Consider the following 16,880-nt stretch of genomic DNA (forward strand, 5'->3'; position numbering starts at 1 on the left):
CCTTAAGTGTTAAAAGAAGGTGTTTAATTCTTGGATTTAGATTCTTCGATGGACAAGAAAACCATAGGAACGATAATCAAAATCATGGCCAGTACCAAGAAACCATCCAGAACCATGCCAAGGAAAAGAACACTAAGAATAGCAGAGGATAGCGGTTCGCTTGCACTGACGACTGACACCACCAATGGGGAAACGAGAGAGACAGCCTTCATCGATAGGAAAAAGGCAAAGGCAGTTCCCAAAAAGGCAATAGTCAAACAAATACAGATACTGATGGCATCAACCTGGAAGCTAATCTTATAAACGGGGTAGAGAAAATTACTAAAAAGGCCCGCGATAATCATTCCCCAACCAACAGTTGGCACAAAACCGTATTTTTTAGCAAAGCGTTGGGGTAAGATAACATTGAACATGACACCTAAGGCACTGAGAAGTCCTGTCAGTAAAGCAAGAGGAGTGATGGATAGCTTAGACAAATCGCCTTTGGTAGCCATCAAAAAGACCCCGAGCATAGCAGTCAAAACATAGAAAATTGCTTTTTTAGAAGCTTTTTTCTTGTAGATGATGCGATTATATAGAAGTATAAAGACAGGACTGATAAATTGGAGGATGGTGGCAGTGGTAGCGTTGGAATACTCGACACAGAGATAGAAGAAAAACTGAACAGAAAAAATCCCTAAGATGGCATAGGCCAGAAAAGGCAGGTAATTGTTTCGATTTTTCCAGATCTCGAAGAGTTGGGACCGGAGTTTAAGACTAGATAAGACGATTACGAAACCACCTGCGACGAGTAGACGCATAGAAGTAATCCACCCTGAAGATACTTGATAATGTGAAAAAAAGTACTCTCCTAAGATTCCACAGATCCCCCAGATCAAGCCAGATAAGAGAGAATAAATGGTTCCCTTAAAAATATTCTTTTGATATTTATTCATGTTGCTATTGTACCATGAAATGAAAAAAGAAAAAAGAGAGTGGAGAAAAATCATTTCTTTCCCACTCTCAATGATTGTGCTAGTTAGCGCTGTTGATTGCTACTTCTGTTATTGGAACTAGAGCTACTATTACTGTTCCCGTTACTAGTTAGAAGTATTACTACGATTATTATTGTTACTACTATTGTTATTGTTTGATGAGGAAGAAGATGCTTTTGGTAGGCTTCCTAAAATGGTGTTCCAAGCGTTTTGGTAGTCAGCATCACTTCCACCAATAGCGAATTTATAAGTGGTAGTCGGAGCACCAGCTTGGTTAGCCCAGTAACTTGTTACCATTTCACCAGTCACATTAACCTCTTTACCATTGATAGTAACCTTACCTGGTTTTTGACCAGTTGATTTGAGGACTTGAGATGAAGTGACACTTGAGTCGAGACTAAAGCGTTCTGAACCCCAAGAAGAAGGGGCTGCTTGTTGAATGGCATTTACCAGATGAGCCATATATTTTGCATTACGGTAGTGTCCTGCACCTTTACCAAGTGGTCGGTTATCATCATGACCAAGCCAACCACCAAGGGTTAATCTTGGAGTTGAAAGCATGAGCCACATATCGCCATCTTCATTGGTCGTACCAGTTTTACCAATCCAGTCAGCACCCGCTAAACTTGGGTTGATAGTGGCAAGATCGCTCTGGAAGCTTGAAGTCACTTGGGAAGAAATAACATCTCTTAGTAAGCTCTGCATAATGGTTGCAGTTGCTTTAGAGTAGACTTGTACAGGTTCATCTTTGTGCTCATAGATAACCTCGCCGCTGGTTTTTTCGATTTTCGAAATCATGTATTTTTTATGGTAAACACCATTGTTAGCCAAGGTTTGGTAGCCATTTGTATGCTGGGCTACAGTGACATCGATTCCTCCCCCCATAGGAAGACTTTCAATGCCATATTCTGGAATCTCGTAGCCCATTTTTTCCATGTAGGAACGGACATCAACTCCTTTTTGAAGAAGTAACTGATAGGTCCAGTAGGCTGGGATATTCCAAGAGTAATTCAGAGCTTCTTTCAGACTCATCATGGCAGTACCAGAACTATTGACATACATGATAGGATTTCCGTTAGAGAAGTTAGTTGGGTAGTTAGATAAGATGCTTGCACTTCCCATCAAACCTTGGTCAATCGCAATACTGTAGGCTAGGATTGGTTTAGTAGTTGAAGCAGGAGACCTTTTAGTGTTAAAGGCGTGGTTGTTTTGATTACTTTGGTAATCACGACCACCGACAAATCCTAAAATGGCGCCTGTTTGGTTATCCATCAAGACATTTCCGACTTCTGGTTGACCAGTATCATCATCGACAAGGTAGCCATAGTTTGCAACTGCACCTTGCATGGCTGTATGGATAGCTTTATCAATTGTAGTTGTGATACGGTAACCACCATTTTGAATCTCTTTTTCAGCCAATTCATGATAAGATTTTTGGATAGATTCGTTCTTTAGTTCTGGTGCAGAAACGTTATCTTTTTTGACCAGATAATCGTACATGAGGTTCGTCGCCTCATCAAGCGCAGTGAAGTAGAGGAAACCTTTAGCAGTTACGTTGACATTTTCTGCTGGCAAGAAGTCTTTCTTAATATCGTACGCTTTATAGGTTTCGTAATCTTCTTGGCTAAGAACTCCAGTTCTGTACATATTGTAGAGAACATCTTTTGAGCGCTTGATTCCAAGTTCAATATCTTCTTCGCTCTTCATCTCACCAGTAGACTCATAAGGTGAGTAGGAAATGGGGCTTTGTGGTAAACCTGCTAGGAAAGCTGCTTGAGGAATGGTTAGTTTGCTAGCATCCACTCCGAAAATTCCAGTTGCAGCCTGCTGAGCACCTGCGATATTTTGTCCCTTGTTATTGCGACCAAAAGGTGCAACATTTAGATAGGTAGTCAGGATTTCATCCTTATTCATAGCACGTTCTAGGGCTAGAGCATCTACGATTTCACTGGCTTTACGAGCAAGCGTAGGAGCATCACCAACTACTTGTTGTTTGATGAGCTGTTGTGTTAGGGTAGAACCACCACTCGAAGAACCAAGGCCGATAAAGTTTCCTAGACTGGCACGAATGACCGCTTTAGGAACGACACCATTGTGCTCTGCAAAGTGTTCGTCCTCGGTTGCAACGATAGCTTGCTTGAGATTATCTGAAATGGCATCTGATGACACAGATGTGCGAAGTAGATCGCTTTCAATAGCCCCAATCATAGAACCATCTGCATAGCGAATCTCAGAAATAGATGAAATATTGTTGACCTGTTTAACCAAATCCTCCGTTTGAGGGACACTAACTTGATCAAAGAGAGAAACAGCATACCCCAAAACAACCCCAGTCCCGAGGAGACCGCCAATAAAAGCTAGGATGCAAAGTGTGTTAAAAGTTGCTTTTATTCCAAGTAAAATCTTGGCCCCAATAGTCCAAATGGTTAGTTTTGTTTTGACTTTCTTATTTTTATCTGGATTTTTTTTGGAAGTTGTTAATTTTAGAGACCGAAGTAAGGCCAGTCCTTTTTGTTTGATTCTTGTTACATGTTTGTTCATAGAATTCCTCACTCTTTATTATTATACCATAAAAGCAATTATTGCAAGAAATTAGGCTTAGAACAGGGCTTTGGATAGGGATTGGGTCTTGAGATTTAGACATTGAAAAAAGCCAGATTTAAACTAAATCTGACTGTTTGACAAATTGTTTATTTGTCTCCTGAAAGTTCTTTTCCAAGATCAATCAAGTAGTCCTTCAAGTGGTCTTTGACTTGTGGATGTTTGAGAGCGTATTCGATGGAAGTCTTCATAAATCCAAACTTGTCTCCAACATCATAACGAGCACCCTTGAATTCACGAGCAAATACTCGTTGAGTTTTGTTGAGAGTATCGATGGCATCTGTTAGCTGGATTTCATTTCCGGCACCAGGTGTTTGATTTTCAAGGATACCGAAAATCTCTGGTGTGAGGAGATAACGGCCAATAATGGCTAGATCACTTGGTGCGTCTTCAGGTGCTGGTTTTTCAACGAAGGTTTCAACACTGTAAAGACCATCTTTGCCTTCTCCTTGAGGAGCGATGACACCGTATGAAGAAACTTCTTCGTGTGGGACAGGCATTACGGCGATAGTAGAAGCGTGAGTCTTCTCATAATCATTCATGAGTTGCTTGGTCAATGGAACAGCTTTGTCATCAGTGATATCCATGAGGTCATCTCCAAGCATGACCACAAAAGGTTCATTTCCGACGAAAGCCTTTGCTTGTAAGACGGCATCTCCGAGTCCACGTGGGTGTGTTTGACGGATGAAGTGAAGACGCATACCAGTTGTTTCATCAACTAGCTTCAAAAGGTCTGTTTTTCCTTTTTCCTTGAGGTTGTATTCTAGTTCAAAGTTTGAGTCAAAGTGATCTTCGATAGAACGTTTTGACTTTCCTGTTACCACAAGAATGTCCTCAATTCCAGACTTGAGAGCTTCTTCAACGATAAACTGGATGGTTGGTTTATCCACGATTGGCAACATTTCTTTGGCCAAAGCTTTAGTTGCAGGTAGGAAACGAGTTCCAAGTCCCGCAGCAGGGATAACGGCTTTTCTAACTTTTTGCTTCATGAGCTTCCTTTCTAACGGTGACTAAGACCACTCGTTCTCTGCCTTGAACTCATTGCTCATGAGTTCAGAAACGGCATCCTTAATATTAACATTTTCATAAATAACTTGGTAAATGGCTTGGGTAATAGGCATATAAACTCCGAGTTCTTGCGCCAATTCGTAAGCAGCTTTGGTTGTTGAAATTCCTTCAATGACCATTCCCATATTTGCTTCGATATCTGCCAAGGCTTCGCCACGCCCAAGAGCATCTCCTGCACGCCAGTTACGTGAGTGGACAGAAGTTCCGGTAACGATTAAATCTCCAACCCCAGAAAGTCCACTGTAAGTTAATGGATTTGCTCCAAGTTTAACTCCCAGACGGGTAATTTCTGCCAGCCCGCGCGTGATAATAGCAGCTTTGGCATTATCCCCAAATCCAAGTCCATGAAGGGCACCTGCACCAACAGCGATGATATTTTTAAGAGCACCAGCTGTTTCCACTCCGATCACATCCGTATTGGTATAAAGGCGGAAGTAGTGGTTACTAAAGAGTGTCTGAACATATTGAGCAGTTTGTAAATCCTTGGATGCAGCCGTAATCAAGGTGATGTCACGTACAATCGTTTCTTCCGCATGGCTAGGACCAGATACAACCACAATCTCACTACGCAATTCTTCAGGGATTTCTTCTTCTAGAATGGTTGAAAGGCGTTTGTGGCTATTGGGTTCGAGGCCTTTTGAAGCATGCATGACCACCACTTTATGATCCAAAACAGCAGCCACTTGTTGAGCTACCAATCTGGTCACCTTGGTTGGCACCACAAACAAGACAGCATCAACACCCTTCAAGGCTTCTGCCAAATCATGATAGGCAACAATTTTTTCGTCTAATACAGTATCCTTAAAATAGCGTTTGTTAGTATGTTGTGTATTGATTTCGTCAATTTGATCAGGAATATTTCCCCAGATACGCACTTGGTGTCCGTTGTCATTAAGAACTTGTGACAGTGCAGTACCCCATGAACCAGGCCCTAAAACAGCGATGGTTTGTTTGTCCATATTTTCCTCCTTCTGAGAAAGCACTTTCTTATATTCTACCATAAAAAGCCCTATCATGCATCTATAGAATTCATTAAGAAATTTTTGTCAGACTATTTATGTATCTGAGAAAGAAATTGAAAAAATGACAGTAGAATAATAGGGTGTTCATGGGTCAAAACAATAAAATCACGAAAAGAGAAACAATATTCCCCCTAAAAATGGTATAATAGGAGCATCACGAAAATTGGAGAGACGCTATGAGTTTTTACAATCATAAAGAAATCGAGCCTAAGTGGCAGGGCTACTGGGCTGACAATCACACTTTTAAGACAGGAACAGACGCTTCAAAACCTAAGTTTTATGCGCTTGATATGTTCCCTTACCCATCTGGAGCGGGTCTTCACGTAGGACACCCAGAAGGCTACACAGCGACTGATATCCTCAGCCGTTTCAAACGTGCGCAAGGCTACAATGTCCTTCACCCAATGGGCTGGGATGCTTTTGGTTTGCCTGCAGAGCAATACGCTATGGATACAGGTAATGACCCAGCGGAATTCACAGCAGAAAACATTGCCAACTTCAAACGCCAAATCAATGCGCTTGGATTCTCTTACGACTGGGATCGTGAAGTCAACACAACAGATCCAAACTACTACAAGTGGACTCAATGGATTTTCACTAAGCTTTACGAAAAAGGCTTAGCTTATGAAGCTGAAGTGCCAGTAAACTGGGTTGAAGAATTGGGAACAGCCATCGCCAACGAAGAAGTTCTTCCAGATGGAACATCTGAGCGTGGTGGTTATCCAGTTGTCCGTAAACCAATGCGCCAATGGATGCTTAAAATCACGGCCTATGCAGAGCGCTTGCTCAATGACTTGGATGACCTTGACTGGCCAGAGTCTATCAAAGATATGCAACGCAACTGGATCGGTAAATCAACTGGTGCCAATGTCACTTTCAAGGTGAAAGGAACTGACAAGGAATTCACCGTCTTTACGACACGTCCTGACACCCTTTTTGGTGCTACCTTCACTGTTTTGGCGCCTGAACATGAACTAGTAGATGCCATCACGACACCTGAACAAGCTGAGGCTGTGGCTGACTACAAACACCAAGCTAGCTTGAAATCTGACCTAGCTCGTACAGACCTTGCCAAGGAAAAAACAGGGGTTTGGACTGGTGCTTATGCTATCAACCCTGTTAACGGTAAAGAAATTCCAATCTGGATTGCGGACTACGTTCTTGCTAGCTATGGTACAGGTGCTGTTATGGCTGTACCTGCCCACGATGAGCGTGACTGGGAATTTGCTAAACAATTTGGACTTCCAATCGTAGAAGTACTTGAAGGTGGGAACGTTGAAGAGGCTGCCTACACAGAAGATGGACTTCACGTCAACTCTGACTTTTTGAACGGTCTCAACAAAGAAGACGCGATTGCTAAAATCGTGTCTTGGCTAGAAGAAAAAGGCTTTGGTCAAGAAAAGGTTACCTACCGTCTTCGTGACTGGCTCTTTAGCCGTCAACGTTACTGGGGTGAGCCAATCCCAATTATTCATTGGGAAGATGGAACTTCAACAGCCGTTCCAGAAAGTGAATTGCCACTTGTCTTGCCAGTAACCAAGGACATCCGCCCTTCAGGTACTGGTGAGAGTCCGCTAGCTAACTTGACAGACTGGCTTGAAGTGACGCGTGAAGATGGCGTCAAAGGTCGTCGTGAGACCAACACCATGCCACAATGGGCAGGTTCAAGCTGGTACTACCTCCGCTATATCGATCCACATAACACAGAAAAATTGGCTGATGAGGACCTCCTCAAACAATGGTTGCCAGTAGACATCTACGTGGGTGGTGCTGAACACGCTGTGCTTCACTTGCTTTACGCTCGTTTCTGGCACAAATTCCTCTATGATATCGGTGTCGTTCCAACTAAGGAGCCATTCCAAAAACTTTTTAACCAAGGAATGATCTTGGGAACTAGCTACCGTGACCACCGTGGAGCTCTTGTGGCGACTGACAAGGTTGAAAAACGTGACGGTTCCTTCTTCCATGTGGAAACAGGGGAAGAGCTGGAGCAAGCCCCAGCCAAGATGTCTAAATCTCTCAAGAACGTTGTCAATCCAGACGATGTGGTGGAACAATACGGTGCTGATACCCTTCGTGTTTATGAAATGTTCATGGGACCACTCGATGCTTCCATTGCTTGGTCTGAAGAAGGCTTGGAAGGAAGCCGTAAATTCCTTGACCGTGTTTACCGTTTGATTACAAGTAAAGAAATCGTTGCGGAAAACAATGGCGCTCTAGACAAGGTTTACAACGAAACTGTTAAGGCTGTCACTGAGCAAATCGAGTCTATGAAATTCAACACAGCCATTGCTCAGCTCATGGTCTTTGTCAATGCGGCTAACAAGGAAGATAAACTTTATGTAGACTACGCCAAAGGCTTTATACAATTGATCGCTCCATTTGCGCCTCACTTGGCAGAAGAACTCTGGCAAACAGTCGCAGCAACTGGCGAGTCTATCTCTTATGTGGCTTGGCCAACATGGGACGAAAGCAAATTGGTTGAAGACGAAGTCGAAATCGTCGTCCAAATCAAAGGGAAAGTCCGTGCTAAACTTATGGTCGCTAAAGACCTTTCACGCGAAGAATTGCAAGAAGTGGCTCTGGCTAACGACAAAGTTAAAGCAGAGATTGATGGCAAAGAAATCGTAAAAGTGATTGCGGTACCTAACAAACTCGTTAATATCGTTGTGAAATAACGAGTTTATTAGCCCTATCTGCCACCTTCAATAGTCCACTGGACTATTGAAGCCAACCAAACTTGTAAATATTGTTGTGAAATAAATTTAAAAGTCCTTCAGAGCTAAGTTCTGGAGGATTTTTTGTAGATTACCTGTGAGATGTGATATACTATTCACATCTTTAAACTTATAAAAGTGAGATAAGGAGAATACTATGCCAGTAAATGAATATGGTCAGATAATTGGTGAACCTGTAGATAATACACCTGGAGTTTTACCCTCGCTTGTACGGATAGAAGGAAAGTATACGATTCTAGAAGCTCTTTCGGTGGAAAAGCATGCGGAGGATTTGCTGGCTGTTTATGGTCCAGATAGCCCTCGTGATATGTGGACCTATCTCTTTCAGGAGCCAGTAGAAAATCTCGAAGAATTAATCGTAGCTTTGAAGCAAATGCTTGAGCGTAAGGATCGTTTCTATTATGCGATTATCGATAAAGTGACTGGAAAGGTGTTGGGGACTTTTTCTCTCATGCGTATTGATCAAGCCAATCGCACCATTGAAGTTGGCGCGGTGACCTTTTCTCCGTCTCTCAAACAGACCAGGATGGGAACAGAAGCCCACTATTTGCTTGCTCGTTATGTCTTTGAAGAGCTTAACTATCGCCGTTATGAGTGGAAATGTGATGCACTAAATCTACCTTCTAGAAAAGCAGCAGAACGTTTGGGTTTTATCTACGAAGGCACCTTTCGCCAAGCTGTTATTTATAAAGGGCGTACTAGGGATACGGACTGGATGTCTATGATTGATAAGGACTGGCCAAGGGTTAAAGCTCGTTTTGAATCGTGGTTGAAGCAAGATAATTTTGATGAAAATGGACAACAGATTAAATCTCTACGAGAATGTTAGGAAGGTTTGCTATGATTAAGATTACAAAAGAAACATCTGTTTCACTTGATGATGTTTTGCATCTCTACCAGGCAGTTGGTTGGACAAATTATACAAATCAGCCCCAAATGTTGTCCCGAGCTTTATCTCATTCACTGGCCATTTATCTAGCGCGTTATGGTGAGGAAATCGTTGGTCTAGTTCGCTTGATTGGAGACGGTTTTTCTTCGGTTTTTGTCCAGGATTTGATTGTTTTGCCAAGCTATCAGCGCCAAGGGATTGGTAGCGCCTTGATGAAGCAAGCTCTAGCTGATTATAAGGATGCCTACCAAGTACAACTAGCGACAGATGAGTCAGAAAAGACTCTTGGATTTTATCGTTCCTTAGGTTTTGAAACCTTATCTAGTTTTCAGTGTACGGGTATGATTTGGGTGGACAGAAAAAAATTACAATAAATCTTTTCACTTAAGTTAACTTTAAGTATTCTTGTTTATCATATACTTATTAAATAAAGACCTCCTAACTTTATTTAATAAAAAATCCTAAACTTTTCTTTTTCATAATAATCTCCCTAAAGAAGTCACCAAATTCGGTGGCTTTTTTGTTATGTGACTTTCAGAGATATTTCATTGGTATTCGTTGTTTTGAACAAAAGTAAAAGTTCGTGTCAAGGGTAACGCGGATATCCATATAATACAAAGATCGTCGTATCTTCTATTGTTTAGAAACTTGATGCCTTTAAAATTGGTGTTATTAAACTTTTTAATGACCTACTTGTGATCCTGATAAAAAGTATCTGATTTATCGTGGTTTTATCAAAAGGTATCGAAATATGAAACAATTAAATTTTTCAAAAAGAAGATTGTCGAGGAAATCTCGTGTAACAATATAGTATTTTGTGAGGAAGTAAGACTATGGAAAAATACTTTTTCTTGATGAAAATCTATATCTAGTATATAATCAATCTATAACGTATAGATTGGAGATATATCATGGCTATAAGCATATCGAAACAATACAATTTTAAACTGAATGAAGCTACTATGGAACAAGCTCGAAATATTATCAAGGAAAAGGGCATGACAATGACAGATGCTATTTCTTTATTTGTAGAGCAAATAGTCCTAGAGCAAGATTTGCCTATTAAGACGGCCGAAGATTTGCATAGAGAGCAGTTAATTGCTGAATTACAAGCCCAATCTGAACGTGCCTTGAGAGAATATGAGGCAGGTGAAGGAACTTCCCTAGACAATGTGAGGGCACGCTATGGCTTATAAAGTGATTCTTTCAAAAGAAGTTGAACAAGCTATCAACAATATACACGAATATATAGCTACGGTACTTTTATCCCCTCAATCTGCTAAAAATACTGTGACAAAAATTTTAGATGGTTTAAAAAGTTTAGAAGTCTTTCCTGAGGCTGGTTTTGATGCTGATGTGAAAATCGGTGTAAAGATTAATAGTAAGTATCCTACACGAGGAAAAATTATAGATCAATACGTTTTGCTTTACTTTATTGATCAGACACAAAAGACTGTTTTTCTCTCCCATTTATTTCACACCAAGAGTGACTATGTCACCTTGCTACAAAAAGACAATAAAAAAAGTTCAAAATCTTAAGCTAACTTTAAGTCTTGTCTTGTATCATTTAGCTATTAAATAAAGACCTCCTAACTTTATTTAATAAAAAATCCTAAACTTTTTTTTCATAATAATCTCCCTTAACTCCACCGGAACTGGTGGAGTTTTTTGGCTCTATTTCAGGCTTTTTGGGAATTTCCTAAAAATAATTTTCGGATTTTGGTCGGGGAATTGGCGGGGACTTTTTAGCGAATATGACTAAGAAATAGGTCTGTAGTCGTTTCAGCGAGTTATCCTCAACTTGGTTATAACGATCTGTCATATAGATCTTTGTATGACCTAGTGCCTGACCGAACTGCTAGGTTGGAACTCGTGAAATAATGTGAGGAAGTGGTACATCATATGAAAGTCTGTCGTTTCATTTAATGGATTAAAATGTTGGTTTGACTAATTTGAGTTGATGAGCGCCCATGTTCATTGATAGTGATGTAATCTTTTGTTTTCTTTGATAATTCCTAAGGTTCTCTTAATGTTGAAAGTCTTATTGGACAAGGGAGTAAAACTTTGACAAAAATCGTGAACTGTGCGATAATGGAGAGGAATTAAGGATTAGTTCTATATCATAGGCTAGAAAAGACCCCAAGCTAACTTCCAGATTAATCTTGGGGTCTTTTTGACACTATTTATCCTTGTTTAGCCATTTATCGACTAATACTCTTCGAAAATCAAATTCAAACCACGTCAGCTTCACCTTGCCGTATATATGTGACTGACTTCGTCAGTCTTATCTGCAACCTCAAAGCTGTGCTTTGAGCAACCTGCGGCTAGCTTCCTAGTTTGCTCTTTGGTTTTCATTGAGTATATGCGAAGAACGACACCGACCACAATTGGTCCGATGATAGTTTTGAGTACTAGTTCCATTATGGGCTATTTCACCTCATTTCGCAGGCGGTGTAGCAGTGCCGTAGAATATTATATCTAAACTCGGGAGCCACCAAATTCGGTGGCTTTTTTGTTTGTGGGCTGGATTTTTGCTATAATAGGAACATGAGTAGAATTTTAGATAATGAAATCATGGGTGATGAGGAGTTGGTAGAACGTACCCTCCGCCCCCAATATTTACGTGAATATATCGGTCAGGACAAGGTCAAGGATCAGCTGCAAATCTTTATCGAAGCAGCAAAAATGCGTGATGAGGCGCTGGACCATGTTCTTTTGTTTGGCCCTCCAGGTCTCGGGAAAACAACCATGGCTTTTGTCATTGCCAATGAACTGGGAGTCAATCTCAAACAAACATCTGGTCCCGTTATCGAAAAAGCCGGTGATTTGGTAGCGATTTTGAATGATTTGGAGCCAGGAGATGTTCTTTTTATTGACGAGATTCATCGCTTGCCTATGTCGGTGGAAGAGGTGCTTTACAGTGCTATGGAAGACTTCTACATCGACATCATGATTGGTGCGGGGGAAGGTAGTCGCAGTGTCCATCTAGAATTACCACCTTTTACCTTGATTGGTGCGACGACACGAGCAGGAATGCTGTCAAATCCTCTTCGTGCACGTTTTGGGATTACTGGTCACATGGAGTATTATGCCCATGATGACTTGACAGAAATAGTCGAGCGGACGGCAGATATTTTTGAGATGGAAATCACACATGAGGCAGCATCTGAGTTGTCCTTGCGTAGTCGTGGGACCCCTCGTATTGCCAATCGTCTCCTCAAGCGCGTGCGCGATTTTGCCCAGATAATGGGCGATGGCTTGATTGATGATGTGATTACGGATAAGGCCTTGACCATGCTGGATGTAGACCATGAAGGCTTGGACTATGTAGACCAGAAAATCCTTCGTACCATGATTGAGATGTACGGTGGGGGTCCTGTCGGTCTAGGAACTCTTTCTGTAAATATCGCTGAAGAGCGTGAGACGGTAGAGGATATGTATGAACCTTACCTGATCCAGAAAGGCTTTATCATGCGAACTCGTTCAGGACGGGTCGCGACAGCCAAGGCTTATGAGCATTTGGGGTATGAATATATTGAAAAATAAGGCTGAAATTTTAGATTCTTTTAGAGAAAATCCTGACATGATGGCTATTCTGACCATCATCCGTGACATGGGGTTGAAAGATTCCTGGTTGGCAGCTGGTTCGGTCCGAAATTTTATCTGGAATCTCTTGTCAGATAAGCCAGCCTTTGACCGTGAAACGGATGTGGATGTGATTTTCTTTGACCCAGATGTGAGTTATGAAGATACGCTGGCTATAGAAAGCAAGTTGAGAGAGGACTTTCCCCAGTATCAGTGGGAGTTGAAAAATCAAGTCTATATGCATCAGCATAGTCCCCACACACCTCCGTATAGAAATTCCTGCGATGCCATGAGTAAGTATCCTGAACGTTGTACGGCAGTAGGGCTTCGCTTGCAAGCTGACGCAACTTTAGAGCTCTTTACCCCTTATGGTTTGGAGGATATTTTGAACTTTCAAGTTCGTCCAACTCCTCATTTCTTAGAAAATCAAGATCGAATGAAGCTCTATCAAAAGCGTTTATCCAAGAAAAATTGGCGAGAAAAATGGAAAAATCTTACAGTTAAAAATACTTAAGGAAACTTTAAGATAGGAGTTGTATACTTATCTCATAAGTTAAAAAGACCTTAACTTATACTCCTAAAACTTTTTCATAATAATCTCCCTATAAAAAAATTAAGTCGCCCAATCAGGCGGCTTTTTTTGATGGAGCGATGATTCGATATATAGTAGATTGAACCTAGAATAGTACGCTACGGATTTTAAAACATTGCTAGAAATTGATCTGACTTTTCTTTCTGGTCAATTTGTTTATATTTTATTTCATCCTACTGATTTTTTACAATAATATTTGATTTTTTAAAGGTAAATAGATGATTTTTGGATAAAAAAAGAATCTTAAATTCAGGTAAAATCTACAAAACAACAAGTCATTTGTGTTAATATATTTTTTATACAAATCTTTGGACAAAGCAGGCTCTAATGTGCTATAATAAGGTGTTATAGATTGAGCTTTATATCAAAATTTTTTAAGAGTATACCATTGCTTGTCAGGGTGAAAAAGAGAAAATATCCATGTAACATGGCTGTGTATCTTAAGAATGTTTTGGTGTTTAGTTTTTTATAAAAAATGAACTCAAGGAGAAAAAAACATGTTTTTTAGACGTCAAGAAGGAGAGTATCGAGAAACCGATCGTGTAACTAGATACAAACTGATTAAGTCAGGGAAACATTGGTTGCGTGCCTCAACGTCTTTATTCGGGCTATTTAAGGTTCTTCGTGGTGGTATTGATACTGCTCAGGTGACAACTGAAGTTGTGGAAGATCGTGTCTCAACTTCTTTAACCGGGATAGATGTCCTCAAGGGGATAGCTGCCGCGGGGGCTGTTGTTGGTGGTGGAGTTGCCACTCATACGCAAGTCCATGCCAATGAACAGCTGGCTGTAGAGAAAGTCGTGGATGGTACTGACAATCTAGTGAATTCTGATCAGGTTGTTTTGGGAACTGTCAATAAGGATGAGGAGCAGCAAACGTCTGTTTCAACATCTAACTCTATCAGTGAGAGCATCTCGCTATCAGATTCTACAAGTGCCTCGACCTCAGTCTCAACAAGTCTATCTGAGTCCGTAAGTGCTTCGACCTCAGCTAGCACGAGCACCAGTGTTTCATCTTCAACTTCAGCTAGCACCTCGTCTTCATTGAACGATTCTGCTTCAACATCAGATAGTGCTTCAACTGTTGCAAGCAGTTCTCACTCTGAGACTTCGCATGTAGAAGGTTCACAAAGGGTTTCTAGCGAAAACACTATCAGTAACGACAGAGTATCAAGAGCTACAGTAGACGCTAGCGATGCTCAGGTCAATCCTAATCTTTCTAGTGCTCTTTCAACAGCAGAAAACTTTACAAGTCAAAATGCGAGTCTGACAGCTACGACTACAGCGACTCTTGCTGCGACAACGACAGCAGAAACAAGCGCTAAAAAGCAAGCAGAAGACCGTAAGAAACTGGCAGCCCTTTCAGCAGAAATGGGAGAATACCTGGCTAAAGCCGTGGACCTTCCAGATACAAGCTCAGCCATTCTTAAGGTGAAATCTGCTATTGCTGAGATTGAGTCTACTCTCAAGGATCCAAACGCTGACCTAGGAACAGTTGTCAAGACAGCTACTTCAGCTCGCAACTCTATCGCCAATGCGGTTTCACGTGCAACCTCTGGCCAACGTGATAGCCGTAATGGACAACCAATGGCAACGGGAGAAAATCTCCGAGGTATTTCTCCGATTGCGGTAAACAATCACACCACAGCTCAACTTGAACAAGGTAGTTATTCAAGTTCTAATCGTGAGGTTGTCTGGAAAATCAAAATGCATTCGCAGAGTCCGCTTAATTACGCAGGTCTGATCGCGCAGGTGGATAGAAACACAACCATCACTCGTGTTCTTTTCAATGGACAACCAATGGAAAAACGTGGTGGTTCTGGTAATGAGTATGTATTCAATAAGCGCCATGATTTGAATAGAAACCTTGAAGCGACTATATTGGTGTATGCGACGGTAAACAATCGTTCTAACGCAGCTACTTTGAATGCTCAAGTGGCGACAAGCAGTCAACCGTTTACAAGCGCCAGCAATTCTGGGAATTATAGTAGCTCAATGAGCTCAACCGTTACGACTGGTGAAGCAGGTAATAACCGTGCAACATCTAAGCCGCCTACCATTAGTTTGCCTACAGATGTCACTTATTATAATGATGACTCTATTGCCACAATCAACATGCCGATGAGTGATGACAAGGGGTTGAGAACATTAGCTGCAGGACCTAATAATACAATCATCACTGGCTTAACTGCACCTAATTATCCAAGAAATGCAAGAGGTGTCGTCGGGGATTTCGGTGTTTATCAGAATGGTAGGTTTGCTGGTTATCCAAAGAGTTATACGGTAAATATACAAGGTACGCTTGGTCGACACAATGGAGCATGGGAGCCCTATGCTACTGGTGCGCATATTATTGAATATGTTGTAACAGATACTGACGGACAAACAGATACGGCACATATGACTCTCCATATCAAAGGCTTCAATGAACGTAACGAGCCTGTGAGTGGTGATACTGTTACGGTTAACAATCCGTCATCTTTGAGCGAGACTGAGAGAGCTCAAATTCTTGAAAACTTTAGGAACAATAGTAAAAATGCCACTATCCTCAACAGTTCTGATTACAAGAAAAATTCTGAAGGTAATCACGAAATAACGGTGTCTAATACGGGTGAAATCACTATTACTTATCGTGATAACACTGTGGATGTCGTTCGAGCTAGCGTAAGAGCTGAAACGGTACCTCCTGTGCCTGGTGTTACAGTGACGCGTGATGGCCAGACCATCCAAGCAACAGAGAGCCCAGACCCTAGCCGTGGGAAGGAACACATCGTCTATGCTGGTGATGACTTTACAGTTGATTTCACAGCGTATGATAATAGCGGGAAACTAAAAGAGTTTAAGATTATCTCCAAAGCGGACGCTAATCGACCTGCTTTAACAACCAACTTCTTCCAAGGTGATAATGATACAGGAGATGAGTATGGTAAAGGTGTGGTTGACCATCTAAATAGTGGCGATATCAATGCTACTGAGAGCAGTCCAGCTCATATCGTTGTAAAGGCCCATCTTAGGGATGATTTGGAGTGGAAGTCAGGAAATACTTGGCAACGAAATGCGGTTGCTACCGACCAAGTAAATAATCGAAATGTCACAACAGGAACTGGTAATGTTCGTATCACTCAAGGACAACTGAAAGACCGTCTTAAAGTAATAAATCCTGACTTTACACCTGTAGCAAATAAAGATAGCTTAACAGATGATGAAAAGGCAGCTGTCAAGACTGCCATCTATGCTAAAAATAATCAGGCAATACACCGTATCAAAGATATTCAAGTTGCAAACGATGGAACTGCAACGATTATTTATAAGGATTTAACAAGAAATACTATTTCTCGATCTGTTACAGTTAATGAACGTCCAAAACTGGAGATTCATTATGATAATGCTACAACTAAGGAAATCTATCTAT

At 41.2% G+C, this 16,880-nt stretch carries 11 protein-coding genes; 7 read left to right on the forward strand and 4 right to left on the reverse strand.

The window, feature by feature from the left end; all coding sequences use genetic code 11:
* Positions 1 to 23: 23 nt before the first annotated feature.
* From M1R56_RS05865 to M1R56_RS05880, 4 genes are all read right to left on the reverse strand, one after another.
* Complete coding sequence (locus M1R56_RS05865) at positions 24 to 935, reverse strand: EamA family transporter (RefSeq protein ID WP_248034992.1); 912 nt, start codon at positions 933 to 935, stop codon at positions 24 to 26.
* 144 nt (positions 936 to 1,079) lie between these two features.
* Positions 1,080 to 3,515 (reverse strand): penicillin-binding protein PBP1B, encoded by a 2,436-nt coding sequence (gene pbp1b / locus M1R56_RS05870; RefSeq protein WP_348982766.1) that lies wholly within the window; start codon positions 3,513 to 3,515, stop codon positions 1,080 to 1,082.
* Positions 3,516 to 3,664: 149 nt separating this feature from the next.
* On the reverse strand, positions 3,665 to 4,564 hold the full coding sequence (gene galU / locus M1R56_RS05875; protein ID WP_248034993.1) for a UTP--glucose-1-phosphate uridylyltransferase GalU: 900 nt from the start codon (positions 4,562 to 4,564) through the stop codon (positions 3,665 to 3,667).
* A 21-nt stretch (positions 4,565 to 4,585) separates the two neighbouring features.
* A complete protein-coding gene (locus M1R56_RS05880) occupies positions 4,586 to 5,602 on the reverse strand; it encodes an NAD(P)H-dependent glycerol-3-phosphate dehydrogenase (protein WP_248034995.1) in 1,017 nt (338 codons plus the stop codon).
* A gap of 239 nt (positions 5,603 to 5,841) precedes the next feature.
* Here M1R56_RS05880 and leuS point away from each other — a divergent pair, with 239 nt between their 5' ends.
* The 7 genes from leuS to M1R56_RS05915 all read left to right on the forward strand — a co-directional run bounded on the left by leuS (position 5,842) and on the right by M1R56_RS05915 (position 13,391).
* Positions 5,842 to 8,343, forward strand: coding sequence for a leucine--tRNA ligase (gene leuS, locus M1R56_RS05885; RefSeq protein ID WP_248034997.1), 2,502 nt, complete (start codon positions 5,842 to 5,844; stop codon positions 8,341 to 8,343).
* A gap of 196 nt (positions 8,344 to 8,539) precedes the next feature.
* Positions 8,540 to 9,232, forward strand: coding sequence for a GNAT family protein (locus M1R56_RS05890; RefSeq protein ID WP_248034998.1), 693 nt, complete (start codon positions 8,540 to 8,542; stop codon positions 9,230 to 9,232).
* Between the two features lie 11 nt (positions 9,233 to 9,243).
* A complete protein-coding gene (locus M1R56_RS05895) occupies positions 9,244 to 9,666 on the forward strand; it encodes a GNAT family N-acetyltransferase (protein ID WP_248035000.1) in 423 nt (140 codons plus the stop codon).
* 537 nt (positions 9,667 to 10,203) lie between these two features.
* Positions 10,204 to 10,488, forward strand: a complete 285-nt coding sequence (locus M1R56_RS05900; protein WP_153225285.1) for a type II toxin-antitoxin system RelB/DinJ family antitoxin — start codon at positions 10,204 to 10,206, stop codon at positions 10,486 to 10,488.
* Positions 10,478 to 10,831 (forward strand): type II toxin-antitoxin system RelE/ParE family toxin, encoded by a 354-nt coding sequence (locus tag M1R56_RS05905; protein WP_248035002.1) that lies wholly within the window; start codon positions 10,478 to 10,480, stop codon positions 10,829 to 10,831. Before M1R56_RS05900 ends, M1R56_RS05905 begins: the two co-directional genes overlap by 11 nt.
* Before the next feature lie 1,008 nt (positions 10,832 to 11,839).
* Positions 11,840 to 12,838 carry a Holliday junction branch migration DNA helicase RuvB gene (ruvB, locus tag M1R56_RS05910; RefSeq protein ID WP_282434679.1) on the forward strand — a complete coding sequence of 333 codons (999 nt, stop codon included), beginning with the start codon at positions 11,840 to 11,842 and terminating at the stop codon, positions 12,836 to 12,838.
* The gene (locus tag M1R56_RS05915) at positions 12,819 to 13,391 is read left to right on the forward strand and encodes a nucleotidyltransferase family protein (RefSeq protein ID WP_248035004.1); all 573 of its coding nucleotides are present in this window, start codon (positions 12,819 to 12,821) and stop codon (positions 13,389 to 13,391) included. Before ruvB ends, M1R56_RS05915 begins: the two co-directional genes overlap by 20 nt.
* The last annotated feature ends 3,489 nt before the right edge of the window (positions 13,392 to 16,880 follow it).

It is taken from the genome of Streptococcus sp. oral taxon 431, assembly GCF_023115445.1.
Taxonomy (GTDB): Bacteria; Bacillota; Bacilli; order Lactobacillales; family Streptococcaceae; genus Streptococcus.